A 22,414-nucleotide genomic window follows, 5' to 3' on the forward strand; every position below is an offset into this window, starting at 1 on the left:
GACCCCGTGCCGCCCCACGGGTGATCAAGATGACAGTGGATCACATGGGCGGCCAGGGCACCGCCGGCCAGTCCTCCGGCGGCTGCGGGAAGCGGCCGGTCTGCCGCAGCTCGTCGACGCGGGCGGCCAGCTCGGCGATCTCGCTGATCGTCAGGTGGTCGGCCAACTCCGCGCCGAGCGCTCCGGCGACCTGCCCGGCGAGCCCGTCGAGCATCTCCACGGCATCCGCCGGCAAATGCTTCCCGGCCCAGCCCCAGAGCACCGTGCGCAGCTTGTCCTCGACGTGGAAGCTCACCCCGTGGTCCACGCCGTAGATCCGGTCGTCGGCGCCGACCAGCACGTGGCCGCCCTTGCGGTCGGCGTTGTTGATCACAGCGTCGAGCACCGCGAGCCGGGCCAGCCGGGGGTCTTCGGCGTGCGCCAGCACGTACGCGGCGCCGTCGTCGTCACGGGCCGCGGCGATCGGGAACCAGCGCGGTGGCAGCTCCTCGGCGGGCACGAACCCGACAAGCGGCTCGGCGTCCGCCGGCTCGTCGATCCAGAGCTGGCAGGAGCCCGGGCCGAACGGGCCGTCCCGCAGCACGGTGGGTGGCACCAGGTCCCAGCCGGTCGCCCGGGACACCAGGTACGCCGAGACCTCCCGGCCCGCGAGGGTGCCGTCCGGGAAGTCCCAGAGCGGGCGCTCGCCACGGACCGGCTTGTAGACGCAGCGGGCGGAGAGCCCGTCCAGCGTCAGGATGCCGCGGAGGGTGGTGTTCGACGCGTCGACCAACCGCCCCTCCAGGTCGAGCGTGCCGTCGCGCAACAGTCGCAGCGCGGCGTCGCCGTCCTGGCGAGGCTGGAGGCCGGACGAGGTCACCGGTGATAACCGTTGTGCCGCGGGCAGAGGTGCCCGGCGGGGTCCAACGGCTGGCCGCAGAGCGGGCACGGGGGCCGGCCCGCGTTCACGACTCGCCGGGCCCGCTCGATGAACTGGCGGGTGGCCTGCGGGGTGAGCCGGACCCGGAGCCGGTCCAGGTCCTCGTCCGGCTCGTCGTCCTCGTCGTCGTCCTCGTCCTCGTCGTCCTCGTCGCCCAGCTCGACTTCGGCTTCCACCTCGCCCGCGGCGATCGCCTCGATCACCACGGTCGCGGTGTCCACGTCGAAGGCCAGCCCGAGGGTTCCGACCCGGAACTCCTCGTCGACCGGAGTGTCCAGTGGCTCGTTGTCGCCCACGACCGGCGCCAGCTCGGGCAGGTCCACCCCGAAGCGCCGTTGCGCCTCGGTGAGTAGCTCCTCCAGCTTCTCGGCGAGCAGGGACACCTGGACCTTCTCCAGCGCGACGCTGACCAGCCGGCCGCCGCCACGGGCCTGCAGGAAGAACGTGCGCTCCCCCGGCGGCCCGACGGTCCCGGCGACGAACCGCTCCGGCGGTTCGAAGGCGTGCACCTGGTGGGTCATACCCACGACCCTATCCGGCCCGCCATGGCATCGCGCACCCCACCGACGCGAATCACCGCGCGGCCCGCCGCGCCCGGCGCACCGGGCCTCGCACCCGGGCGTGGCGGACGCCGGCCGGTCACCGGCCCGCCCCCGCGCCGCCGCCGACCGGCGCGTCGGATTCGGCCGCGCCGGCCGCCCGCGCCGCCCGGCGGCGCCGCTTGCTCGGCGGCGGCACCAACCCGGCCAGGTCGCCCCCGGTGTCGTTGAGCCGCACCAGGAACGGCCGCAGCGGGGTGTACCGGATCGCCGTCACCGACGCCGGGTCGGCCACGATCCGCTGAAAAAGATCCAGGTGTACGCCGAGCGCGTCGGCCACGATCGCCTTGATCACGTCGCCGTGGCTGCAGGCCAACCAGATTGCCTCCGGACCGTGCTCGGCCGTGACCCGGGCGTCCCAGGTCCGCACCGCCGCGACCGCCCGTGCCGCCATCGCCGCCATCGCCTCCCCCTCCGGGAAGACCGCGGCGCTCGGGTGCTGCTGGACGACCGGCCAGAGCGCCTCCTTGGCCAGCTTCTTCAGTGGCTGGCCCTCCCAGGCTCCGTAGCCGCACTCGATCAGCCCCTCCTCCACCACCGGGACCGCCTCGGGCAGCGCCAGCTCCAGGGTCTGCCGGCACCGGATGAGCGGGCTGGTCACCACGGCCGCGAGCGGCACCGGCCGCAGCCGCTCGCCGACCGCGGCCGCCTGGGCCCGGCCCGTCTCGTCCAACTCGACCGGCTGGCGGCCGGCCAGGCCGCCGTCCGCGTTCGCGGTCGTCCGGCCGTGTCGCAGAAGCAGAAGGGTCGCCACGGGGACCACCCTATGACCTGCGCCCGACCGGGGGCGCCGCCCTCCGGCGTGCGCCATGTCCGCGCCGCCCGGTGCCGTCTCGGTGCGAAAACGGCAGGAGACGCCAACACACCGGTAAAATACCTAATGCCTGGCTTGTCCGGGTCCTCGCCTGGAGGGTGTGTGGACTGCGATGGGGGACTCGGCATCCGCGCGGTCCCATCCGGGAGGCAGCCCGATATCGAGAGGATAGGTACGCTAGATCCGACTTGTGCTAAATGACCGAAAGGCCGGGTACGGTCACGGCTGCCGGCCCCGACACGGACCGGCCCCCGTTCCCTCAGCGGGGACGGGGGCCGGAGCCACGACTACTGCTGGATCAGGTGGCGCTGATGGTGCCCGTCATCAGCAACGCGAGCACCAGAGTGCCCAGCGCGACCCGGTACAGCACGAAGACGTACAGGGTGTGGTGGGCGACGTAGCGCAGCAGCCAGGCGATGGCCGCGTAGCCGATGCCGAACGCGATCACCGTCGCCACGATCATCTGAGCGACGGAGGGCGCGGACGTGCCCGGGGCGGACGGCTCGAAGACGTCCCCGAGGCTGAACACGCCGGACATCACCACCGCCGGGATGGCCAGCAGGAACGAGTACCGCGCCGCCGCCTCCCGGGTCAGGTTGAGCAGCAACCCGGCGGTGAGCGTGCCCCCGGAGCGGGACACCCCGGGGATCAGCGCCATGGCCTGGGCGAAGCCCATCACCACGCCGTCCTTGAGCCGGAAGTTCTCCAGGGTGCGGGTCTGCCGTCCCCAGTACTCGGCGAACGCCAGCACGAACGCGAACACGATCAGCGTGGTCGCCACCACCCACAGGTTGCGCCCGGCCGTCTTGATCTGGTCCTTGAACAGGAAGCCGAGAAGCCCGATCGGGATCGAGCCGACGATGACGTACCAGCCCATCCGGTAGTCGAGGCTGGAACGGACCGACTTGTCCCTGATGCCGACCAGCCAGGTCCGGGTGATCCGCCAGATGTCCTTGGCGAAGTAGATCAGCACGGCCGCCTCGGTGCCGAGCTGGGTGACCGCGGTGAACGACGCCCCGGCGTCGCGGTCGAAGAAGATCGCCGAGGTGATCCGCAGATGCCCCGACGAGCTGACCGGAAGGAACTCCGTCAGGCCCTGGACGATGCCCAGGACGATGGCCTCGACCCAGGTCACTCGCCGACTCCCGAGAGGTCGAGCGCCTCGGCGACGGTACGCAGCGTCTGCACGCCGCTGTCCCGGTCGGCCACGAACAGGGTCACCGACAGGGTGGTGACGCCCGCGGCGGCGTACTCCCGCATCCGCTCGGCGATGCGCTCCTTCGGGCCGAGCAGCGAGGTGCGGTCGATGAACTCCATCGGCACCGCCGCGGCCGCGTCGCGCTGCCGCTTGGCCAGGTACAGGTCCTGCACCTCGCGGGCGGCGTCGCCGTAGCCCATCCGGGTGGCGAGCTGGTTGTAGAAGTTCTGCTGCCGGCTGCCCATCCCGCCGACGTACAGCGCGGCGTACCAGCGGACCAGCTCGGCGCACGACGCCACGTCGTCGCCCACGACCACCGGCACCGAGGGCACCACGTCGAAGCCGGCCAGCTCCTTGCCGACCTTGGCCCGCCCGGCGCTGACCGAGGCGAGCTGCTCATCAGCGAACTCGGGCGCGTAGAACACGGCCAGCCAGCCGTCGGCGATCTCGCCGGCCAGCTCCAGGTTCTTCGGGCCGACCGCGGCCAGGTAGATCGGGATGTGCTCGCGGGGCGGGTGGAAGCCCAGCCGCAGCGCCTTGCCGGGGCCGTCCGGCAGCGGCAGTGTGTAGTGCTCGCCGTCGTACGCCACCTCCTTGCGGGCGATGGCCAGCTTGACGATGTCCACGAACTCCCGGGTCCGGGCGAGGGGCTTGGCGAAGCGCACACCGTGCCAGCCCTCGGAGACCTGCGGGCCGGAGACACCCAGGCCGAGCCGGAACCGGCCGCCGGAGAGCGCGTCGATGGTGGCCGCCGTCATCGCGGTGGCCGCCGGCGTACGAGCGGGGATCTGCATCACCGCGGCGCCCACGTCGATCCGTTCGGTCTGGCCGGCCATCCAGGCGAGCATGCTGGGCGAGTCGGAGCCGTAGGCCTCCGCCGCCCACACCACCGAGTAGCCGAGCCGGTCCGCTTCCTGGGCTAGCGCCAGGTGGTCTGCTGGCGTGCTCCACGCCGTCTGGTAGCCGAGGCTGAGCCCGAGTCGCAATGGTCCTCCCCCATTCGTGGCACAGGTCGCACCAGGTTACGCAATGCCGATAACAGTCCCGATCACCGGCTCGACACCAATGATCCCTCGTCCGTCGAGGTACCCGCCGAGGGCGGAACCGGCAGAACCGGCAGAGATGACGGGAGCGAGGATATCGGTGGCGGCGGGTTCGAAATAAGGTTCACCCATGCAACAGCGACCGCTCGGCCGAAGCGGGCTGGCGGTTTCCCGGCTCGCGCTCGGCACCATGACCTGGGGCCGGGACACCGACGCCGACGATGCGGCCGCCCAGCTGAAGAGTTACCTGGACGCGGGCGGCAACCTGATCGACACCGCCGACGTGTACGGCGACGGGGACGCCGAGTCGGTGATCGGCTCGCTGCTGGGCACCCTCGTCTCCCGCGATGACCTGCTGATCGCCACGAAGGCCGGGTTGCGCCCGGGCAGTGGCCGGCGCCGCGACGGCTCCCGAGGGCATCTGCTGCGCACCCTGGACGCGTCGCTGCGCCGGCTCGGCACCGACCACGTCGACCTGTTCCAGGTGCACGGGTACGACCCGGACACCCCACTGGAGGAGACCCTGGCGGCGCTGGACCACGCGGTGGCCAGCGGCAAGGTCCGCTACGTCGGCGTGTCGAACTTCTCCGGCTGGCAGACCGCGCGGGCCGCCGCCTGGCAGACCGCCTGGCCGGGCCGGACGCCGGTGGTCGCCGCCCAGGTGGAGTACTCGCTGCTGGAGCGGGGCGTGGAGCGGGAGGTGCTGCCCGCGTGCGACGCGCTCGGCCTCGGCGTGCTGCCCTGGTCGCCGCTGGGTCGGGGGGTGCTCACCGGCAAGTACCGGCACGGGCGTCCGGCCGACTCCCGGGCCGCCTCGCCGCACTTCGAGCGGTTCGTCGCGACGTATCTGGAGCCCCGCTGCTCCAGCATCGTCGAGGCGGTGGCCACCGCGGCCGGCGGGCTGGGCGTGTCGCCGCTGGAGGTGGCGCTGGCCTGGATCCGCGACCGGCCGGGGGTGACCGCGCCGATCCTCGGCGCCCGGACCGTCGGGCAGTTGCTCGGTGCGCTCCAGGTGGAGCGGATCACGCTGCCTGAGGAGATCACCACCGCGCTGGACGACGTCTCGTCGGTGCCGATCGGCTACCCCGAGCGCGACAGCTGACCCACCCGCCGGTTCACGGCGTCGGGCGCTGGCCGGGAAGATCGCGGATCGCGGTCAGGAACCGGGACTGGTCGTCGCGCAGTGCGGGCTGGGCAATCCGGATCCACGAGCCGTCGTCGAAGAAGATGGTGGACGAGAACTGCACCAGCCCGGCCACGCCTCGCTCGGAGTCGACTCGGGCCACCCGGCCGCGCTCCACGCTCCACAGCACCCGTGGCTGGCGCCGGTCGGGCCGGTCGGCGTCGGGGCGGGACCCCATCCGCAGCAGGTGCAGGTGGGTGTCGGTCACCGCCAGCGGTGTGCCCGTGTAGCGCTCCAGGAAGAGCAGCAGGCTGCCGGCGAGGGTGGCGAGGTCACCGCTGAAGACGTACCGGCGCCGGTAGGCGATCTCGGCGAGCTGGTCGGCCAGCGGACGGTACAGGCTGAGCCGGAACAACGCCCGGAACGCCTCCTGCTCCTCGGTCAGCGGAATCGGCTCCCGCTGCACCGGCTGGTGTGGCGGGCCCGGCTCCGGCTCGGCCGCCTCCGGCAGGCCCACGGCGATGGCACCGGCCTTGCCGGGCAGCAGCAGCACGCCCGCCGCCAGCCGGACCGGCGTCAGCACCGCGTCCACCCAGACCACCGGGTTGACGATGTTGAGCAGCCCGAACAGCACCGTGGGGTCGAGCGCCTCGGCCATCTCGCCGGCCACCCGGTCGGTGAGCTGCCGGCCGGCCTTGTGCGTCTCCGGGGTACGAACCGGGGCAAGCCCCACATAGCGGAGCTCCTGCCCCGGCAGCAACGGCGCGACGAGGGCACGCTCGGGCTCGTCGCTGGTGCGGAACTCGTCGCGCAGCTCGCGGGCCTTGTCACGGGCGACCCGCGCACCGCCGAGCACCGCGTCGGTGAACCGACCCAGCCGACCCCGCTGCCCTGACGTCACGCGTTACCTCCTCGATCGGCCTAACGGCCAGCGGGCGGCTGCCCGAAGACATTCTGGTCAATCCAGTCGGCGCCGCCCTGCACCGCCTGGTCGATCTGGTCGCCGACCTGGTCGCTGCCGGGAACGGAGAGCCCGGTGGTGAACGCGACCGACCCCCACGTGACGCCGTGCACGATCGAGTTCGGCACATTCCACGGCAGGTTGGTCGCCCAGTCCCGGGCGATGACCCGGGCGCCGTCGGCGGCGCCGTGCGCCCGCAGCGCGCCGGCCCGTTCGAGGGCGCCCATGTCGAACGGCGAACCGGACTTGCCCAGCTTGTAGGTGCCCTTCGTCGGATCGAGGAACTTGTGGTGCCACTTGTCGGCCTTGCCGGCGGCGCGCCGCTTGTCGGCGTACTTCTGGCCGGTGCGCAGTTTCTTCTGCATGTCGACCAGCTTGTCGAGGTGGGCGCGCAGCTTGCGCAGGTACAGCAGGACCCGCTGGAGCAGGCGGATGACCTTCTGCAGGTGCGCCGCCAGCGGCCGGATGACCTTCAGCATCCGGGTGGCCACGATGAGGCCCCTGGTCACGGCCACGCCCACGCCGGCCGCCCAGGACGCCCCCATGGTCACCGGCGCCATCAGCAACGCCGTCACGAGCGTCACCAGGAGCCAGTTCACGAACTCGACGCAGAGATCGACGAGCACGTCGTGCACGGTCTGCAGGCCGTCGGCGACGCCGCGCAGGTACTCGGCGGTCGCGGTGAACTGCTCGGCGACGTCGAGCAGTTGCTGTTCGACCTCGGCCATTCGTTGGCCGTACGCCTCACCGGCGGGCGAGCGCCACCCGGCCTGGGCGGCCTCGCGGGCGCCGCGGTGCCCCTGCGCCAGGTCGCGGACCTGCGCGCCCAGCGCGTCCCACTCGGCGGCTTTCGCGCGCAGGACGGCGGGCTCGCCGTCGACCATGTCGACGATCTGGATGAGCGGCCAGGCGAGGGTCCGGCAGACGCTGTTGACCGCGTCCTGCACCCCGGAGAGTGCGCTGTCCAGGCCGTTCCACAGCTGGACGGCGCTGCCGGCCGGCCCGCTCATCCGGGCATCCCCGCCTGGATGGCCTTGAACCCGGAGTCGAGGTCCTGCTCGGTGCGCTCGTACGCCTCGGCCGTGTCGGCCAGCGCGCTGGCGACCCGGCCGAACGCGGCCTGCGCGGCGGCGAACAGCTCCAAGCCGCCGCCGACCTGTTCGGCGTACTGGGCGCGGAGCATGTCACTGGCGAACGGCAGATGGCCGAAGGCGCCCGACGGCACGTCGCCGGCCGAGGCGAGCTGACCCTCCAGCGCGGCGAGCGAGCTGGTGACCTGCTTGGCGGCTGTCTCCAGTCGACGGACCGCCTGCACGTCGACATCGATGTCCGGCGGCATGCCGTTCCTCCCCCATGTGTCGAGCGCACCGACGATACGATTCCCCGGCCACCGGGCACCACCCGGGTGCACCGTCCACGGGGGAGGGATCTCAATGGCTGACCCGATGTCCGCGTTCGACGCGCTCGCCGGGCGGATCGCCGACGTCGAACGCCGGTTCGCGGGGCTCCGCGACGACCTGGCCGACCTGTCCGGCACCGCGACCGACGAGAGCGGGCTGGTCTCGGCGACCGTCGACGCCACCGGTGCGCTGACCGGCCTCACCGTCGCGCCCGCCGCCCTGCGCGCCGGCACCGAGGGGTTGGCGGAGCTGGTGCTCGACGCGTACCGGCAGGCCCGCACGGCGGCCACCGAGAACGTCGAAGAGCACACCGAGGGGTTGGACGTCGCGCTCGGCGCGGGCCTGACCGATCTGTTCGGCAAGCCCGGCGACTTCTCGGCGCTGGGCCGTCTGGAGGAGGCCGTCAGCCGGCTGGGGCGGCTGGACGACCGCCTGCCGGGCTCACCGGCGTGACCTCGCCGACCTGGCCGGAGATCGTCGCGCGGCTGCGGGACACGGTCGCCCGCTGCAGCCGCGACACCGACCTGGAGCTCTCCGCCGGTTCGCGGAGGATCAGGCTGCTGGTGCGCCGCGACGTCGTGCGGGTGGTCTGCCCGGGCTACGACGAGGCACGCCTGGCCGCGCTCGGCTGGCACCGCCCGACCGGCGACGGGGACTGGTGGTACGAGGGGCCGCGCGCCGCGGAGCACCTGAAGCCGCTCAGCGTGTTCGTGGCCCGGACCGCCGCCGAGGTGCTGACCGACAGGCCGGGAGCGCTCTCCTGCCGGCCTGTGCGACCGGCCACCGGCCCCACACCGGCGGCGCGGTCGGCCCCGCCGGCCACCCACCCGCCGGCACCCGCCCTGCCGGCCACCGCCCCGGCACCCGCCGAGGCGGAGCCCGCGGTGGTGGCGCTGCTCGCAGCGGCCGCCGACCGGCGCGACCTTTCCGGATACCTCGGAGTGCTGGCCGGCGCCACGGTGTGCGTCCCGCTCGCCGGGGAACCGGCGGCGGACGCCGACTTCCCGTGGACGGTGGTCGGCGACGCGACCAGGGCGGCGCTGCTGCCGGTCTTCACCTCCCCCCGGGCCCTCGCCGCGTTCGCCGGGGACGGCGTGCCGTTCGTCGCACTGCCCTGCGCCGAGCTGCTCGAGGATTGGCCGGACCCGTCGTGGGGGCTGGCGGTCGACCCGGGCAGGGCCCGGACGGTCGCCCTGGCCGCGCCGGCGCTGGCGGCCCTGCTCACGGCGAACGCCCCGCCCGGCTAGCGCCCGGCGCAGCGAGGAACACGCGGCGGCACCCAGGGTGGCACGAACCACCCACGGCAGCGGCGTCGGTCACCCCGCAGGGGGTGGCGAAGGGCCGCTGGGCTGGGCAGCATGGATGGCATGGACTACGAATACGCGCCGCTCCGGTTGCCGCCGAACGTCGACCGGTTGACCGCCGCGGCGCAGCTGGCGATCCAGGCGGAGTTCTCCGGATGGGAGTTGGCCCGGGTGCGGTTGTTCCGGGACGGCACCCGGCAGGTGGTGCTACGCCGGCGGAGGGTCAACCACCCGCAGCCGGGTCTGTCGTACTGAGGCCCGCCGAGCCGAGCCGGTGAACGGCCGGCCGACGGCACGTGCCCCGGGCCCGATCAGCGCTCGATCGGGCCCGGGGGTGCTCGTCGCTAGTGCTGGTGCCCGGCGTGGTCGTGGTCGTCGTCGAGCTCCAGGAACGGGTGCTCGTCGAGCCTGCCGACCAACCGGTCGTCGGCCGCCGGCTGGAACGGACCGGCCGGGTCGTCGTCGTCGAACGACTCCAGGTCGACCGGGGTGCCCACCTCGCTGACCATGACCACCCCGTCGAGCGGCTCCAGCTCGGGGACGTCCAGCGCGCCGAGCGAGCCGTCACCGCTCTGCAGCAGCTCCAGCACCGCCTCGCCGACCCCCTCCACCGGCGCCGGCTCGTCGTCCTCGGGGGTGCCCTCGCGGCGAGCCACCTCGGCCACCCGCAGCAGCGCGGACACGCTCGGCACCCGGTAGTCGCGGCGCTGGCGTACCGAGATCACCCGGGGGTGCGGGTCGCTGGCCTCGGCACCCTCGACACCTCCGAAGCGCTCGTCGGCCTCGTCCGGGTCGATCGAGTCGACATCCCACGGCGTCACCTCGCCGAAGGCGTCGAGCAGCCGCTCGTCGTAGGCGTAGGACGCGTTGTTCAACGCCACGTACGCCTGCCAGACGTCGTCGTCGTCGACGCGGCCCTGCGCGGCACGTACGGCGGCCAGGTGGTGGCGGGCCGCTTCGATCACCCGCTCGAGAGCGGCGTCCAGCTCACCGTGCTGGTCGGTCATGTGGGGCAGTCCCTTCACGATGGGGAGGTTGCGCGTCGGCTGCAGCTGCCGGACGCGGCTAGCAGGTGCGGAGGAACCGGTCGAGCACCCGCACGCCGAACTGTAGTCCGTCCACCGGAACCCGCTCGTCGATGCCATGGAACAACGCGGAGAAGTTCAGATCGGCGGGCAGTCGCAGCGGGGCGAACCCGAAACAGCGGATGCCGAGCTGGGAGAACGCCTTGGCGTCGGTGCCACCGGAGAGCATGTACGGCACCGGCCGCGCTCCCGGGTCCTCGGCCCGCAGCGCCGCCGACATGGCCTCGACCAGATCGCCGTCGAAGGTCGTCTCCAGCGCCGGCTGCCGCTGGACGTACTCGATGGCGATGTCCGGGCCGACCAGTTCGCGCAGCTGCCGCTCCAGCAGCTCCGACTGGCCGGGCAGGCTGCGGCAGTCGATGGTGGCGGTGGCCCGGCCGGGAATGACGTTGTCCTTGTAGCCGGCGTTCAACCGGGTCGGGTTGGCCGTGTTGCGGATGGTCGCGCCGATGATGTTGGCGATCGGGCCGAGCTTGGCGATCGCCGCCTCCGGGTCCTCCGGGTCCAGCTCGACGCCGAGCACGTCGGAGACCTCCTCCAGGAAGGCCCGTACGGTGTCGGTGACCACCACCGGGAAGCGGTGCCGGCCGATCCGGGCCACGGCCTCGGCCAGGGCGGTGACGGCGTTGTCGTCGTGCATCATCGAGCCGTGCCCGGGGCGGCCCTTGGCGTGCAGCCGCAGCCAGTCGATGCCCTTCTCGGCCGTCTCGATGAGGTAGAGCCGCTGGCTTTCGTCGACCGAGTAGGAGAAGCCGCCGACCTCGCCGATCGCCTCGGTGCAGCCGTCGAAGAGGCCACGGTGGTTATCCACCAGGAAGCGTGCGCCGTAGTCGCTGCCCGCCTCCTCGTCGGCCGTGTACGCCAGCACGATGTCGCGCGTGGGCCGGACGCCGGTGCGCTGCCAGTGCCGCACCACCGCGAGCACCATCGCGTCGAAGTCCTTCATGTCGATCGCGCCCCGGCCCCACAGGTAGCCGTCGCGCAGCTCGCCGGAGAACGGGTGCACCGACCACTCGTCGGCGTCGGCGGGCACCACGTCCAGGTGCCCGTGCACCAGCAGCGCTCCCCGGCTCGGGTCGGTGCCGAGGATGCGGGCCACCACGTTCGCCCGGCCCGGAGCGGACTCGTGCAGCACGGACTCCACGCCAACCTCGGCGAGCTTCTCCGCCACGTACTCGGCCGCGCGGCGCTCGCCGACGCTGGTGTCGTTGTCCCCGGTGTTGGTGGTGTCGATGCGCAGCAGGTCGCGGCAGAGGTCCACGACCTCGGCGGTGGGGTCCGGTCGGGGGGAGTCGCTCGTCATCGCCTCTTCATACCAGCCCCACCGGGTCGGCGGGCCGGCGCACCGGCGCGGCGGACCCGGGCATCCAGACCGGCGGATGCGGGTGACGGTTTCGCGGGTCGCGGGATCGGGTACCGCCGCCGACGACCGCACGTTGCCTGCCGGAGCTTCCGCCCGCCAGTCGAGGAGGGCACCATGTCCGCCGTTCCCCTGCCGCCACTGCCGCCCACGCCCGAGGAGGGCTACCGGCCCGGTGGGCGCAGCATCGCCGACATCGTGGACCGGGAGCACCAGCAACTGCTGGCGCTGCTGGCCCAGTTGAACGGCCCCGACGCCACGCCGCAGGAGGGGCTGCCCGTGCTCACCGCCGCGCTGTCGCGGCACCTCTCCGCCGAGGAGCAGTACCTGCTGCCGGCGGTGCGGTCCGCGCTGCCCGACGTAGCCGAGCGGGTGGACGCCGAGATCAACGCCGACGCCGCGCTGTTGGCCACCCTCAAGGGGTTGACCGACGAGACGCTGACCGAGGTCGCCGCGCGGGTCCGCCGGCACGTCGAGGGCGTGGGCGGTCTCGTTGCCGAGCTGCGCGCGGTGGCCACCGAGGAGGAGCTGATCCGGCTGGGCAACCGGCTGGAGATCGCCGAGGAGGCGGCGCCGACCCGGCCCCACCCGGGCACCCCGGCCACCCCGCCGTGGAACCGGATCGTCGAGCCGGCGGTCGGGGTGGTGGACAAAGTCCTCGACGCGGTGACCCGGCGACCGACGTACCTGGCGGACCTGCCGGAGCCACCTCGCGACTGAGGCGCGGCGACACCAGCCATATATTCAATCTCACCGATCCGCCCGGACCCTTCCGCCGGCTGCGGCGTGGTCCTACCGTCACCGTATGAACCTGGAGCTGCGACACCTGCGGGTGGTCTGCGCGATCGCGGAGACGGGGAGCGTGACCAAGGCGGCGTCGGCGCTCGGCCTGGCCCAGCCGGCGCTCACCGCCCAGCTCCAGCGAATCGAGCGGACACTGGGCGGGCCACTGTTCGACCGGGACCGGCGCGGTGCCCGGCCCACCGCGCTCGGTGAGCTGGTGCTGGCCCGCGCCCGGGTGCTGCTGCCGGCGATGAAGGGCCTGCAGGATGAGGCGGCCCGGCTGGCCGGTGCCGCTGAGGCGCCCCGCTGGTACCGGTTCGGCGGGGTGAACAGCCCGATCCTGGGGCGGTTGGTGCACCGACTGGCCGCCGAGCAGCCACCCGCGCAGATCACCACGTACGCCTCCTGGTCGGTGGACGAGTTGGCGCAGCTGGTGGCCGGCGGCCGGCTGGACTTCGCGCTCACCGGGGTGTGCGGCGACGCCGTCCCGTCGGCCGAGTCCGGGCTGAGCTGGCGGGAGGTGGCCGTCGACCCCGTGCTGGTGCTGCTGCCGGAGACCCACCCGCTCGCGGAGCGCGACGAGGTGCGCCTGGTGGACCTGCGCCACGAGCAGTGGGTGGCCGCGCCGGGCGACGGCTGTTTCGGCGACTGCTTCGCCGCCGCCTGCGCCCGTGCCGGCTTCACCCCCCGCAAGCTGTACGAGACCGACGTGCGCGGCTGCGTGGACCTGGTGGACGCCGGCGAGGCGGTGGCGCTCTGCCAGGCGACGTTCCGCCCGGTGGCGGGGCTGGTCACCCGCAGGCTGGCCGGGATACCGCTGCGCTGGCGGCTGCTGCTGGGCTGGCACCCGGACTCCCCCGCCGCCCAGGGCGCCGAGCTGGTGCTGGAGACGGCCAAGGCGGCGTACACCGACTCGCTGGCCCCGCATCCCGCCTACCTGGCCTGGCAGCTGCGCAATCCCGGGTTCGGCGTCCGGCAGCCCAGCGGGGTGTGACCCGGGTGGGCAGGCGGTAATGGGCCGGCCGGTGGCGGTGCGAACCGCCGTTGGCCGGGTATCTGGCGGATATGACCGACCTCTACCCGCCAGCCGACGACCGGGAGCTGCTCCGCCAGGCGGCCGCCGCGCACACCGCCGCCACCCGCGAGGTGGAGGCGTTCCTGCGCCGGCTGCCGGAGGTGCCCGACCCGGCCGACGTCACCGAGTACGCCAACCTGCTCAGCCGGGAGGACCGGACCCGCGGCGAGCGGGACGCCGCCGCCGACGCGGCCGGGCTGACCATCAGCAGCATGGAGCCCGACCAGGGCCAATAGCTTGACGCGACGGTGCCGTCCCTGCGTGGGGACGGCACCGTCGGCGTGGCCGGTCAGCGTTCGACGAGGGGGTCGTGGCCCAGGTCGAGCAGGGAGTGCCGCCAGTCGTCGTCGGCGTTGCCGCGCGGTGGCTTCGCGTCCATCAGGCCGCGGATCCGGTCGATCGCCTCCCGCATCACCTCGATGTCCTCCGGTGTGAGGTCGACCTTGCGCTTGTTCAGCACCTTGAGGATCTCCCGACCCGGCTGTGGCAGGTCGAGGTCCGGGTTCGACCCGAACGACTCCTCGCCGGAACCCCGGGTCAGCAGCCAGGTGCGCAGCTGCTCCGACGGAACGTTGACCTCGGCGTGGAAGTCCTCCCAGAGCACTTCCACCTCGGGGTCGAGCCGAGCCTCGCGTACCATCAGGTCTCCTCTCCGGGCGGCGGCCCGGACGTCTCCGGGTCGTCCTGGTCGGTCTTCGGGTGCAGGCCCTCGGCCGGCACCCGCGTCCTTCTGGGGTTCGCGGTGGGCGGCGCCAGGATCGGGTCGGGATGGTCCTCCTCGTCCCGGGGTTCCGCGGGCTCGCGCGGTTTTTCGGGTTCCGGTCGCCGCGCCGCCCCGCTCATCGCGGGTGCGAGGTCGTGGCGGCGGTGTACCCCCGCTCGCCCGCGGTCACGTCGAAGGTGAGCTGGCCGTCGCGAGCGTCCACGATGACCTTCTGCCCGGGTGAGATCGCCGACTCCAGCAGCATCCGCGACAGGTGGTTGTCCACCTCCCGCTGGATCACCCGGCGCAGCGGGCGGGCACCGAACTCCGGCTGGTAGCCGTGCTCGGCGAGCCAGTCGATGCCGGCGGCGGAGAACTCCACCTGGATGTCCTGGGCGTGCAGCCGGCGGCGGGTCTCCTCCAGCAGCAGTCCGGTGATCTGGCGTAGCTGCTCGGCCTCCAGCCGGCGGAAGATGATGACCTCGTCGATGCGGTTGAGGAACTCCGGCCGGAAGTTCTCCTGCAGGCGGCGCATCAGCCGCTCGCGCAGTTCGTCGCTCTCCTGCTCGCTGCCCGGCGCGCCGGTGCCGAACCCGACGCTGCGCTGGCTGCCCGTGATCAGCTCGGAGCCGAGGTTGCTCGTCATGATCAGTACGGTGTTCTTGAAGTTCACCGTGCGGCCCTGACTGTCGGTCAGCCGCCCGTCGTCGAGCACCTGGAGCAGGATGTTGAACACGTCGGGGTGGGCCTTCTCGATCTCGTCGAGCAGCACCACCGCGTACGGGCGGCGGCGCACCGCCTCGGTGAGCTGGCCGGCCTCCTCGTAGCCGACGTACCCGGGTGGGGCGCCGACCAGCCGGCTGACCGTGTGCCGCTCCTGGAACTCGCTCATGTCCACCCGGACCATCCGGTCCGCCTCGCCGAACAACGCCTCGGCCAGGGCGCGGCCCAGCTCGGTCTTGCCCACACCGGTCGGACCGAGGAACAGGAAGCTGCCCATCGGCCGCTCCGGGTCGGCCAGACCGGCACGGGAGCGACGGACGGCCTCGGCGACCGCGGTGACCGCGTCGTCCTGGCCGATCACCTTCTGGTGCAGGTGCCCCTCCAGGCGGAGCAGCCGGTCCCGTTCCTCCTCGGTGAGCTGGCTGACCGGGATGCCGGTGGCCCGGGAGACCACCTCCGCAATCTCCTGCGGACCCACCTCGGGCACCTGGGAGGTGCCGCCGTCGTCGCCGTTCGCGCGGCGCACCTGCTCCTCCAGCTCGGCGATCCGGTCGCGCAACGTCGAGGCCCGCTCGTACTGCTCGTCGGCGACGGCCTGTTCCTTGTCCCGGCGTACCTCGTCGAGTTGCTGCTCCAGCTCCCGCACGTCGGAGGCGGGGGTGCGGGTGCGCAGCCGGACCCGGGCGCCGGCCTGGTCGATGAGGTCGATGGCCTTGTCCGGCAGGAACCGGTCGGTGACGTACCGGTCGGAGAGCTCGGCGGCGGCGACCAGCGCCTCGTCGCTGAACCGCACCTGATGGTGCGCCTCGTACCGGTCGCGCAGCCCGCGCAGGATGGCGATCGTGTCGTCGACGCTCGGCTCGGGCACCAGCACCGGCTGGAAGCGCCGGGCCAGCGCGGCGTCCTTCTCGATGCTCTTGCGGTACTCGTCCAGCGTGGTCGCGCCGATCACCCGCAGCTCGCCGCGGGCCAGCGCCGGTTTGAGCATGTTGGACGCGTCCATCCCGCCCTCGCTGCCGGCGCCACCGGCCCCGACCAGGGTGTGGATCTCGTCCATGAAGATGATCAGCTCGTCCCGGTGCGCCCGGATCTCGTCGATCACCTTCTTCAGGCGCTCCTCGAAGTCGCCCCGGTAGCGGGTCCCGGCGACCAGGCCGGCCAGGTCGAGTTGGACCACCCGTTTGCCGAGCAGGGTCTGCGGCACGTCCCCGTCGCAGATCCGCTCGGCCAGGCCCTCCACGATGGCGGTCTTGCCCACGCCGGCCTCACCGATCAGCACCGGATTGTTCTTGGTTCGTCGGGAGAGGATCTCCACGGCCTGCTCGATCTCGTCGGCACGCCCGATCACCGGGTCGATCTGGTCGGCGCGGGCCAGGTCGGTGAGGTCCTGCCCGTACTGGTCCAGGGTGGGGGTGCCGCGGTCGGGCTTCGGCCCGGTCATCGGCCCGCGCTCGGCGTTGGCGGCCTGCAACGACTCGGGCTGGATCCGGCCGGCGGCCAGCATCCGCCCGGCCGGCGACTCCGGGTTCAGCGGCAGCGCCATCAGGATGTGCTCGGGACCGATGTAGTTGGCGCCCATCGCCCGGGACAGCTGGTGGGCGTCCAGCAGCGCCCGCTTGGCCGCCGGGGTCAACGACAGGTTGGGCGGCACCTCTCCGCGCGGCGCGCCGTCGCCCCGCCCACCGAGCGCGTTGAGCAGGGTGTCCGGGTCGGCGCCGGCCCGGCGAACGAGGTCGCGCAGGGGTTCGCGTTGCAACGCCGCCCAGAGCAGATGGTCGGTGTCCAGGTCGCTGCTCTGCCGTTGCGCGGCCCGCCGGGCCGCGTCGGCGAGCATCTCCCGGGCGTCGGCCGTCATCAGCCGGGTGATGTCGACCCGGTGCGCAGGTCGGCGTCCTCCCTCACCCCGCCCGAAATACCGGGCCAGGAATTCATCCCACGGGTCGGAGCCGAAGTCACCGGGTCCCATTGTGTCTCCTCCGCAGTTGGGCGCGGCACGGTCGCCAGGGGCTACCCGGCGCTCGCCCTGACAAACGCCGCACGTGGGCGGCGCACCGACGTTGTGGAGTGGCGGCGGGACTGCGCCGGCCGGTAGTGGGAGGCTGGCGGCATGAATGAAACCCCGTTGCTGATCGTGGACGGCGCCAACGTCGTGGGCTCCCGCCCGAACGGGTGGTGGCGGGACCGGGCCGGGGCCGCCGCCCGGCTGCGCGACTCCCTCGCGCCGGTGGCCAGCACCGGGCTGCCGGCCCGGTTGGCCGCCCCGATCGAGGTGGTGCTGGTCCTTGAGGGGGCCGCGCGGGACGTGCCGGGCACCGACGGCGTCCGGGTGGTCTCCGCCGCCGGGTCGGGGGACGACAGCGTGGTCGAGCTGGTGGAGGCCGCCCCGCAGCGCCGCCGGCTGGTGGTCACCGCCGACCGGGAGCTGCGCGACCGGGTCACCGCCCTGGGCGCCGAGGTGTACGGCCCCCGGTGGCTACGCGACGCACCCGCCACGAGTTGACAAACTCTCGCACTGGGACTCCCACAGAACGGACTCCCGGCGCTTCCAGGTGACAACCGGACAGCCGGGCAGGAACACCGACAGGGCGGATGTTCTCCCACGGACGCCGATAGGCTCTAATGGAGACCTCCCCGCCCCCAGGAGGTTCCGCCGTGGCGAGCGTCGCCGAGCTGAAGGCTGCCATCGATGTCGCCCTCCAACAGATCGGGGACGGGCAGACAGCCGTGCAGGCAGCCGGCGAAAAGCTGTCCGAGGCGCAGCAGACCCTGGCCGGCGCGCTGGAAGGCAGCGGGCACGAGACGGTGGAGGCGGCCCAGGCGTCGCTGACCCAGGCCAGCCAGGAGCTGGAGGAGTGTCTCGCCGCGACACTGGTCGCGGTGGAGCAGGCGCAGCTCTACGTCGCCACCCTGTAGGCCGCCGTGTCCATCATCGAGGACGTCGGTGGGCAGGTCCGGGCCGCCAGCGAGGAGTTTCCGGTGGGCCTGCTCGGGCAGGCGCTGGAGAAGTTCGGCCTGGCCGCCGAGCGGCTGCGCTGGGTACGGCAGGAGTCGGCCAACCCGATGGGGGTGCCGGAGCTGTCCGCCGCCACCGAGCACGCCGAGAGCGCCGGTTACGCGCTGCGGGTGGCGCAGGAACAGCTGTCGGCGTACCTGACCGCGATCGGGCTGGGCGCGGACGGTGCGCAGGCGCCTCGCCCGCAGCCGCGCGAACCCCGACACGACACGCCGCCGGCGGGCGGCCCGACCACCGTGGCTCCGGAGCCCGCCGAGCAGGTCCGGCTGCGCCGCTGGTGGTCGGTGCGGGTGGCGGAGCTGACCGGGGGGCGTGACAGCGGCACCGACGAGCCCGACGAACGGCTGGACGATTCCCAGGAGCTGCTGCGCCGGGTCGTGCGCGGGGTACGCGCCGGCGACCGGGACCGGCTGCGCACCGAACTGCGCCGCGCCCCGGCCGACGTGGGGCTGGGGATGGCGGCACTGACGCCGCCGCTGCTGCGCGAGCTGGCCGGTGAGCTGCTGGGGCACCCGCCGCGCGCCACCGACCTCGGCCGGCTGCGCGGGGAGCTGGACGGGCGGGTCCGCGACCTGCTGCCCGGGCTGCCGCCGCCGGTGCTGGAGACGCTGCTGACCCGGGTGTGCCGGATGCCGCCGCCGCGCGACTCCGGCCAGCCGGCGCATGCCGCGGACTCGGCGGTGACCGCCGGGGTGGCGACCGGGCTGCTGCTCGCCCGGCTGGGCCGCGACCTGCCCACCACCAGCCCACAGCCCACCGCCGACCCGCAGCCGGCCACCGTCGGGCAGCCCGGTGGCGCGGAGCAGCGCCCCGGCGGGGCGGTACGGCAGCCCGGCGGTGTCGGCCGGCAGCGCTCCGGTTCGCTGCCGCCACGCGCCGGCAGCCCGTGGCGGGACGCGCCGGCACCGCAGCGCCGCCGGGGCTCCGATGGCTGACCGGCGCGGCCAACTGGCCGCCCGGGTCCGGGACTCTCTCGCCGAGGCGCTGGGCGCCACCCGTACCCGGCTGTCCGCGGCGCAGGCCGAGCTGACCGCCGGGCGGGAGCGGCTGGCCCGGGTCCGTCGGGCGGCTACCGCCGTACCGGAGCGGGTGGGCGGCCAACGGGACCGTCGGCTGGGCGAGATCGACGCCCGGCACTCCACCCGGATCGCCGAACTGGCCCGCCAGGCCGCCGACGCCGCCCGCCGGGAGGCACCCGGCTGCGCCGGCGCCGACTGGCCGGGGTGGACGCCGACGCCGACCAGACGCGCCGAGCCGCCCGGAGCGCTGCGGATCGGCACAGTCCGGATCGACGACGTCGACCCGGTGCCCGCGCTGGTGCCGCTGCTCGACGCCGGGCACGTGCACCTCTCCGGGGACGACCGCACCGGCTGCGACGCGGTGGTCTCCGCGCTGCTGCTGCGGGCCGTCGGCCGCGCCGACCCGGGCGCGGTCCGGCTGATCGGGTACGACCCGGAGCACCTCGGCGGCGGCCTGGCCGGGTTCGCCCCGCTGGGCACCGCCGGGTTGCTGACCTTCGTCGGCCCGGGCGGGCTCGGCCCGCTGCTGGACGACCTGGTCGAGCAGATCCGCCGCATCAACGAGACCGTGCTGGCCGGCGAGCACGGTTCGCTGCGGGAGCTGGCCGCGGCGACCGGCCGCCGACCCGAGCCGTGGCGGGTGGCCGTGCTGCTCGGCGGCGACGAGCTGAACCGGCACGAGCGCGGGCAACTGGAGCGGGTGGTGCGGGCCGGCGCGGCCTGCGGGGTGCACCTGGTGGTCCGGGGCGTGCCGCTGCCGGAGGATCCGACGGTGACCCGGGTGGTGGCCGAGGCGTCCGGCGCGTGGGTCGGCGGCCCGTCCGGCCTGCCGGTCCGGCTGGACCCGCCACCGCCGGCGACGCTGGTCACCGAGACCTGCCGGGAGACCGCCGCCCGGGTGAACGCCGGCCCGCCGCCGACGCCGTTCGCCGACCTGCTGCCGCCACCGGAGCTGATGTGGCGGGAGGACTCCTCCGGCGGGCTGTCCGCCCCGATCGGCGAGGGGCCACAGGGCCGGCCGGTGCGGCTGACGCTGGGCGACTACCCGCCGCACGCGCTGATCGGTGGGCCGTCCGGCACCGGCAAGACCAACCTGATCTTCGCCTGGATCGGCGCGCTGGCAGCCCGCTACTCCCCCGCCGAGCTGGAGTTCTACCTGCTGGACTTCAAGGAGGGCGTGTCCTTCGCCCGGTTCGCGCAGGGCCGACGCGACCCGAGCTGGTTGCCGCACATGCGGCTGGTCGGGATCAACGTCAACACCGACCGGGAGTTCGGGCTGGCCCTGCTGCGCTTCCTCGCCGAGGAGCTGCGTCGGCGGGCCGACGCGGCCAAGAAGCACGAGGTGACCAAGCTGGCCGAGCTACGCGCGGTCGACCCGACCGGCCACTGGCCACGGATCGTCGCGGTGGTCGACGAGTTCCAGATGCTGCTGGCCGGCCGGGACGTGGTCGCCCGAGAGGCGGCCGACCTGCTGGAGGACCTGGCCCGGCGGGGCCGGTCGCAGGGCATCCACCTGGTGCTGGCTTCGCAGGACGTGCGGGGCATCGAGGCGCTGTGGGGTCGCCCGGCGCTGGTCGCCCAGTTCACCCTGCGGATCGCACTGCCCAAGGCGTTGCGGATCCTCGCCGAGCGCAACGACGCGGCGCAGTCGCTGCCCCGCTGGCACGCGGTGGTCAACGCCGAGTCGGGCATGGTGGAGGGCAACGAGATCGCCCGGATCCCGTCGGCCAGCGACTGGGAGACGTGGAGCGGTTTGCAGAACCGCCTGTGGCGGATGCGTCCCCCGGACGCGGCGCCGGCCCGGCTCTTCGACGGCGACGCGATCCCCCGGCTGGTGGAGGCCCCGGACTTCCGGGCGCTCACCGCGCCGCCGGACGGGACCGCCCCGCGCAGCCCGGTGGCCCTGCTCGGCGAGATCATCGACGTGCAGGCCCGCTCGGCGGTGCTCCGGCTGCCACGCGCTCCCGGGCGCAACCTCGCGGTGCTGGGCACCCGGGTGGACGAGGCGTGCGCGGTGCTGGACGCGGCCGCTCGATCGCTGGCCCGCCAGCACCCGCCGGGGACGGCCCGGTTCTCCATCGCCTGCCTGGACTCCGACGCCGACCCGATGGCCCGAGCGCTCTACGACGACCTGGCCGACGACGCCGCCTGGTACGACGAGGAAACCGTCGGCGAGCTGATGGCCGAGACAGCCGACGGGCTGACCGGCCCAGGCAGCCCCCACTACCTGCTGCTGTTCGCGGTCGACGCGGCGGCCGGCGCGCTGGCCGCACGGTCGGGCCAGCGGACCGGCCTGGAGCAGCTGCGCCGGATCCTGCACGACGGCCCGGAACGGCGGACCCACGTGCTGGCCTGGTGGCGGGGGGTGGCCCGGATGCGCGCCGACCTGGGCGGGCCGGCCGCCCGCACCGACCAGATCGGCGCCTGGGTGGCGCTGGACGCGCACGGCGGCGAGCTGGGCGCATCGCTCTACCCGGGCACCGGCGGCCCGGACTGGTATCCCCGCCCGTGGCGAGGGCTCTTCTTCGACCGGGCGGTGCACCGCACCGGACAGGTGGTCATCCCCTATGGACCGTCCCGATGAACCAACCGGTGGCCAGTGAGACGTACGCGGCACAGCTGCGGCGGCTGGCGGAGCTGACCGCCCGGGTGCGCGAGCAGCGCGCCGAGGCGCACACCTGGTGCGACCGGCAGTGTGCAGCCGCCGACCGGGCCGTCGCCGACGCCGTCGAACAGGTCCAGCGGGCCGAGGAGGAGTTGGTCGCCGCCCGGGAGGAGCAGGAACGGGTGGACGCCGAGGTGGCGCACCTGTGGCAGCAGCTACGCGAGCGGCTCGGCGCCGGCGCCCGCCGCCTCGGCGGCCCGCCCGCCCCGGCCAACGGCGGGGCCACCAACCCGGCGCTGCTGCTCAGCCGAGCCCGTGACCTGCTCGACCGGGCCGGTCAACCGGGCGAGCTGCCGGGTTCGGTGAACCCGCTGCTGGCGCTCTGCGGGGTGGCCGGCGCCATGCTGGCGTACGCGCTGGGTGCCGGCGCCCGAGCGCTCGGCGTCGGGTACGGCGGCGATCTGGCGGTCGGGATGCCGGTGCTGGCGCTGGTGGTGACCCTGATCGGGCCGCTGGTCGGCGTGGTGCCGGCCCGGGTGCTGGCCGACCGCCGGCACGCGGTGCTCGGGCCCCGGCCGATCACCGTGGTGCTCGGCGCAGGCCTGCTCGCCACCGCGCTGCTGCTGATCCTCGGCCGCTGATCCGACGTTGGGCGGTTCCCGGGGCAGCCGCCACCCGACACTGCGA

25 protein-coding genes are annotated in these 22,414 nt (G+C 73.8%); 12 read left to right on the forward strand and 13 right to left on the reverse strand.

Going from position 1 to position 22,414, the window contains the following annotated elements; all coding sequences use genetic code 11:
* Positions 1–40: 40 nt before the first annotated feature.
* The 5 genes from OG470_RS27940 to OG470_RS27960 form a co-directional block, all read right to left on the reverse strand.
* Positions 41–859, reverse strand: coding sequence for an SCO1664 family protein (locus OG470_RS27940; RefSeq protein WP_328416954.1), 819 nt, complete (start codon positions 857–859; stop codon positions 41–43).
* Positions 856–1,440 carry a DUF3090 domain-containing protein gene (locus OG470_RS27945; protein ID WP_109819168.1) on the reverse strand — a complete coding sequence of 195 codons (585 nt, stop codon included), beginning with the start codon at positions 1,438–1,440 and terminating at the stop codon, positions 856–858. The genes OG470_RS27940 and OG470_RS27945 overlap by 4 nt, the downstream gene beginning before the upstream one ends.
* A gap of 118 nt (positions 1,441–1,558) precedes the next feature.
* The gene (locus tag OG470_RS27950) at positions 1,559–2,281 is read right to left on the reverse strand and encodes an MSMEG_4193 family putative phosphomutase (RefSeq protein ID WP_328416959.1); all 723 of its coding nucleotides are present in this window, start codon (positions 2,279–2,281) and stop codon (positions 1,559–1,561) included.
* A gap of 349 nt (positions 2,282–2,630) precedes the next feature.
* Positions 2,631–3,467 (reverse strand): undecaprenyl-diphosphate phosphatase, encoded by an 837-nt coding sequence (locus OG470_RS27955; protein ID WP_328416961.1) that lies wholly within the window; start codon positions 3,465–3,467, stop codon positions 2,631–2,633.
* Positions 3,464–4,516: an LLM class F420-dependent oxidoreductase gene (locus OG470_RS27960; protein WP_089021139.1), complete on the reverse strand. Its 1,053-nt coding sequence runs from the start codon at positions 4,514–4,516 to the stop codon at positions 3,464–3,466. The genes OG470_RS27955 and OG470_RS27960 overlap by 4 nt, the downstream gene beginning before the upstream one ends.
* A 187-nt stretch (positions 4,517–4,703) precedes the next feature.
* Here OG470_RS27960 and OG470_RS27965 point away from each other — a divergent pair, with 187 nt between their 5' ends.
* Positions 4,704–5,675, forward strand: coding sequence for an aldo/keto reductase (locus OG470_RS27965; RefSeq protein WP_328416966.1), 972 nt, complete (start codon positions 4,704–4,706; stop codon positions 5,673–5,675).
* A gap of 13 nt (positions 5,676–5,688) precedes the next feature.
* On the opposite strand, the gene OG470_RS27970 is transcribed toward OG470_RS27965, so the two are convergent.
* Genes OG470_RS27970 through OG470_RS27980 form a run of 3 tightly spaced genes read right to left on the reverse strand, consistent with a single transcriptional unit; the run spans position 5,689 to position 7,996 of the window.
* Positions 5,689–6,597 (reverse strand): hypothetical protein, encoded by a 909-nt coding sequence (locus OG470_RS27970; RefSeq protein ID WP_328416968.1) that lies wholly within the window; start codon positions 6,595–6,597, stop codon positions 5,689–5,691.
* Between the two features lie 20 nt (positions 6,598–6,617).
* Positions 6,618–7,667: a WXG100 family type VII secretion target gene (locus OG470_RS27975; RefSeq protein WP_328416970.1), complete on the reverse strand. Its 1,050-nt coding sequence runs from the start codon at positions 7,665–7,667 to the stop codon at positions 6,618–6,620.
* The gene (locus OG470_RS27980; RefSeq protein WP_328416972.1) at positions 7,664–7,996 is read right to left on the reverse strand and encodes a hypothetical protein; all 333 of its coding nucleotides are present in this window, start codon (positions 7,994–7,996) and stop codon (positions 7,664–7,666) included. Before OG470_RS27980 ends, OG470_RS27975 begins: the two co-directional genes overlap by 4 nt.
* A 94-nt stretch (positions 7,997–8,090) precedes the next feature.
* Here OG470_RS27980 and OG470_RS27985 point away from each other — a divergent pair, with 94 nt between their 5' ends.
* The 3 genes from OG470_RS27985 to OG470_RS27995 all read left to right on the forward strand — a co-directional run bounded on the left by OG470_RS27985 (position 8,091) and on the right by OG470_RS27995 (position 9,616).
* Entirely contained in the window at positions 8,091–8,510 is a 420-nt protein-coding gene (locus tag OG470_RS27985) for a YbaB/EbfC family nucleoid-associated protein (RefSeq protein WP_328416974.1), read from the forward strand.
* A complete protein-coding gene (locus OG470_RS27990) occupies positions 8,507–9,304 on the forward strand; it encodes an SseB family protein (RefSeq protein WP_328416976.1) in 798 nt (265 codons plus the stop codon). The genes OG470_RS27985 and OG470_RS27990 overlap by 4 nt, the downstream gene beginning before the upstream one ends.
* 120 nt (positions 9,305–9,424) lie before the next feature.
* Positions 9,425–9,616, forward strand: coding sequence for a DUF5703 family protein (locus OG470_RS27995; protein ID WP_252414786.1), 192 nt, complete (start codon positions 9,425–9,427; stop codon positions 9,614–9,616).
* 89 nt (positions 9,617–9,705) lie between these two features.
* On the opposite strand, the gene OG470_RS28000 is transcribed toward OG470_RS27995, so the two are convergent.
* Complete coding sequence (locus OG470_RS28000) at positions 9,706–10,368, reverse strand: hypothetical protein (RefSeq protein ID WP_328426653.1); 663 nt, start codon at positions 10,366–10,368, stop codon at positions 9,706–9,708.
* A 58-nt stretch (positions 10,369–10,426) separates the two neighbouring features.
* Entirely contained in the window at positions 10,427–11,749 is a 1,323-nt protein-coding gene (locus tag OG470_RS28005) for a M20/M25/M40 family metallo-hydrolase (RefSeq protein ID WP_328416980.1), read from the reverse strand.
* Between the two features lie 174 nt (positions 11,750–11,923).
* Between OG470_RS28005 and OG470_RS28010 the strand changes: the two genes are divergently transcribed.
* From OG470_RS28010 to OG470_RS28020, 3 genes are all read left to right on the forward strand, one after another.
* Positions 11,924–12,526, forward strand: coding sequence for a hemerythrin domain-containing protein (locus OG470_RS28010; protein WP_328416982.1), 603 nt, complete (start codon positions 11,924–11,926; stop codon positions 12,524–12,526).
* Between the two features lie 85 nt (positions 12,527–12,611).
* A complete protein-coding gene (locus OG470_RS28015; RefSeq protein ID WP_328416984.1) occupies positions 12,612–13,583 on the forward strand; it encodes a LysR family transcriptional regulator in 972 nt (323 codons plus the stop codon).
* Positions 13,584–13,654: 71 nt separating this feature from the next.
* Positions 13,655–13,900, forward strand: a complete 246-nt coding sequence (locus OG470_RS28020) for a hypothetical protein (RefSeq protein ID WP_328416986.1) — start codon at positions 13,655–13,657, stop codon at positions 13,898–13,900.
* A 53-nt stretch (positions 13,901–13,953) separates the two neighbouring features.
* Here the strand turns inward: OG470_RS28020 and OG470_RS28025 are convergent, their stop codons facing one another.
* Genes OG470_RS28025 through OG470_RS28035 form a run of 3 tightly spaced genes read right to left on the reverse strand, consistent with a single transcriptional unit; the run spans position 13,954 to position 17,056 of the window.
* Complete coding sequence (locus OG470_RS28025) at positions 13,954–14,304, reverse strand: DUF3140 domain-containing protein (RefSeq protein WP_328416988.1); 351 nt, start codon at positions 14,302–14,304, stop codon at positions 13,954–13,956.
* Positions 14,304–14,507 carry a hypothetical protein gene (locus OG470_RS28030; protein WP_328416990.1) on the reverse strand — a complete coding sequence of 68 codons (204 nt, stop codon included), beginning with the start codon at positions 14,505–14,507 and terminating at the stop codon, positions 14,304–14,306. Before OG470_RS28030 ends, OG470_RS28025 begins: the two co-directional genes overlap by 1 nt.
* On the reverse strand, positions 14,504–17,056 hold the full coding sequence (locus OG470_RS28035) for an ATP-dependent Clp protease ATP-binding subunit (RefSeq protein ID WP_328416992.1): 2,553 nt from the start codon (positions 17,054–17,056) through the stop codon (positions 14,504–14,506). The genes OG470_RS28030 and OG470_RS28035 overlap by 4 nt, the downstream gene beginning before the upstream one ends.
* 141 nt (positions 17,057–17,197) lie before the next feature.
* Here OG470_RS28035 and OG470_RS28040 point away from each other — a divergent pair, with 141 nt between their 5' ends.
* The 5 genes from OG470_RS28040 (at position 17,198) to OG470_RS28060 (ending at position 22,368) form a co-directional block, all read left to right on the forward strand.
* Positions 17,198–17,590, forward strand: a complete 393-nt coding sequence (locus OG470_RS28040; RefSeq protein ID WP_328416994.1) for a hypothetical protein — start codon at positions 17,198–17,200, stop codon at positions 17,588–17,590.
* A gap of 152 nt (positions 17,591–17,742) precedes the next feature.
* Positions 17,743–18,003, forward strand: a complete 261-nt coding sequence (locus OG470_RS28045; protein WP_130400840.1) for a hypothetical protein — start codon at positions 17,743–17,745, stop codon at positions 18,001–18,003.
* Between the two features lie 6 nt (positions 18,004–18,009).
* Complete coding sequence (locus OG470_RS28050; protein WP_328416995.1) at positions 18,010–19,038, forward strand: hypothetical protein; 1,029 nt, start codon at positions 18,010–18,012, stop codon at positions 19,036–19,038.
* On the forward strand, positions 19,031–21,706 hold the full coding sequence (locus OG470_RS28055) for an FtsK/SpoIIIE domain-containing protein (protein ID WP_328416997.1): 2,676 nt from the start codon (positions 19,031–19,033) through the stop codon (positions 21,704–21,706). Before OG470_RS28050 ends, OG470_RS28055 begins: the two co-directional genes overlap by 8 nt.
* Positions 21,703–22,368 (forward strand): hypothetical protein, encoded by a 666-nt coding sequence (locus tag OG470_RS28060; RefSeq protein WP_328416999.1) that lies wholly within the window; start codon positions 21,703–21,705, stop codon positions 22,366–22,368. Before OG470_RS28055 ends, OG470_RS28060 begins: the two co-directional genes overlap by 4 nt.
* Positions 22,369–22,414: the final 46 nt, after the last annotated feature.

The organism is Micromonospora sp. NBC_00389 (genome assembly GCF_036059255.1).
In the GTDB taxonomy this organism is placed as follows: Bacteria; Actinomycetota; Actinomycetes; order Mycobacteriales; family Micromonosporaceae; genus Micromonospora.

Bases quoted from the DNA above. Each gene is read 5' to 3' on its own strand.
- OG470_RS27945 (WP_109819168.1), bottom strand. From the start codon at position 1,440: ATGACCCACCAGGTGCACGCCTTCGAACCGCCGGAGCGGTTCGTCGCC.
- OG470_RS27975 (WP_328416970.1), bottom strand. From the start codon at position 7,667: ATGAGCGGGCCGGCCGGCAGCGCCGTCCAGCTGTGGAACGGCCTGGAC.
- OG470_RS27980 (WP_328416972.1), bottom strand. From the start codon at position 7,996: ATGCCGCCGGACATCGATGTCGACGTGCAGGCGGTCCGTCGACTGGAG.
- OG470_RS28060 (WP_328416999.1), top strand. From the start codon at position 21,703: ATGAACCAACCGGTGGCCAGTGAGACGTACGCGGCACAGCTGCGGCGG.
- OG470_RS28035 (WP_328416992.1), bottom strand. From the start codon at position 17,056: ATGGGACCCGGTGACTTCGGCTCCGACCCGTGGGATGAATTCCTGGCC.
- OG470_RS27995 (WP_252414786.1), top strand. From the start codon at position 9,425: ATGGACTACGAATACGCGCCGCTCCGGTTGCCGCCGAACGTCGACCGG.
- OG470_RS28055 (WP_328416997.1), top strand. From the start codon at position 19,031: ATGGCTGACCGGCGCGGCCAACTGGCCGCCCGGGTCCGGGACTCTCTC.
- OG470_RS28005 (WP_328416980.1), bottom strand. From the start codon at position 11,749: ATGACGAGCGACTCCCCCCGACCGGACCCCACCGCCGAGGTCGTGGAC.
- OG470_RS28040 (WP_328416994.1), top strand. From the start codon at position 17,198: ATGAATGAAACCCCGTTGCTGATCGTGGACGGCGCCAACGTCGTGGGC.
- OG470_RS28015 (WP_328416984.1), top strand. From the start codon at position 12,612: ATGAACCTGGAGCTGCGACACCTGCGGGTGGTCTGCGCGATCGCGGAG.
- OG470_RS28030 (WP_328416990.1), bottom strand. From the start codon at position 14,507: ATGAGCGGGGCGGCGCGGCGACCGGAACCCGAAAAACCGCGCGAGCCC.
- OG470_RS28020 (WP_328416986.1), top strand. From the start codon at position 13,655: ATGACCGACCTCTACCCGCCAGCCGACGACCGGGAGCTGCTCCGCCAG.
- OG470_RS28010 (WP_328416982.1), top strand. From the start codon at position 11,924: ATGTCCGCCGTTCCCCTGCCGCCACTGCCGCCCACGCCCGAGGAGGGC.
- OG470_RS28000 (WP_328426653.1), bottom strand. From the start codon at position 10,368: ATGACCGACCAGCACGGTGAGCTGGACGCCGCTCTCGAGCGGGTGATC.
- OG470_RS28025 (WP_328416988.1), bottom strand. From the start codon at position 14,304: ATGGTACGCGAGGCTCGGCTCGACCCCGAGGTGGAAGTGCTCTGGGAG.
- OG470_RS27985 (WP_328416974.1), top strand. From the start codon at position 8,091: ATGGCTGACCCGATGTCCGCGTTCGACGCGCTCGCCGGGCGGATCGCC.
- OG470_RS27965 (WP_328416966.1), top strand. From the start codon at position 4,704: ATGCAACAGCGACCGCTCGGCCGAAGCGGGCTGGCGGTTTCCCGGCTC.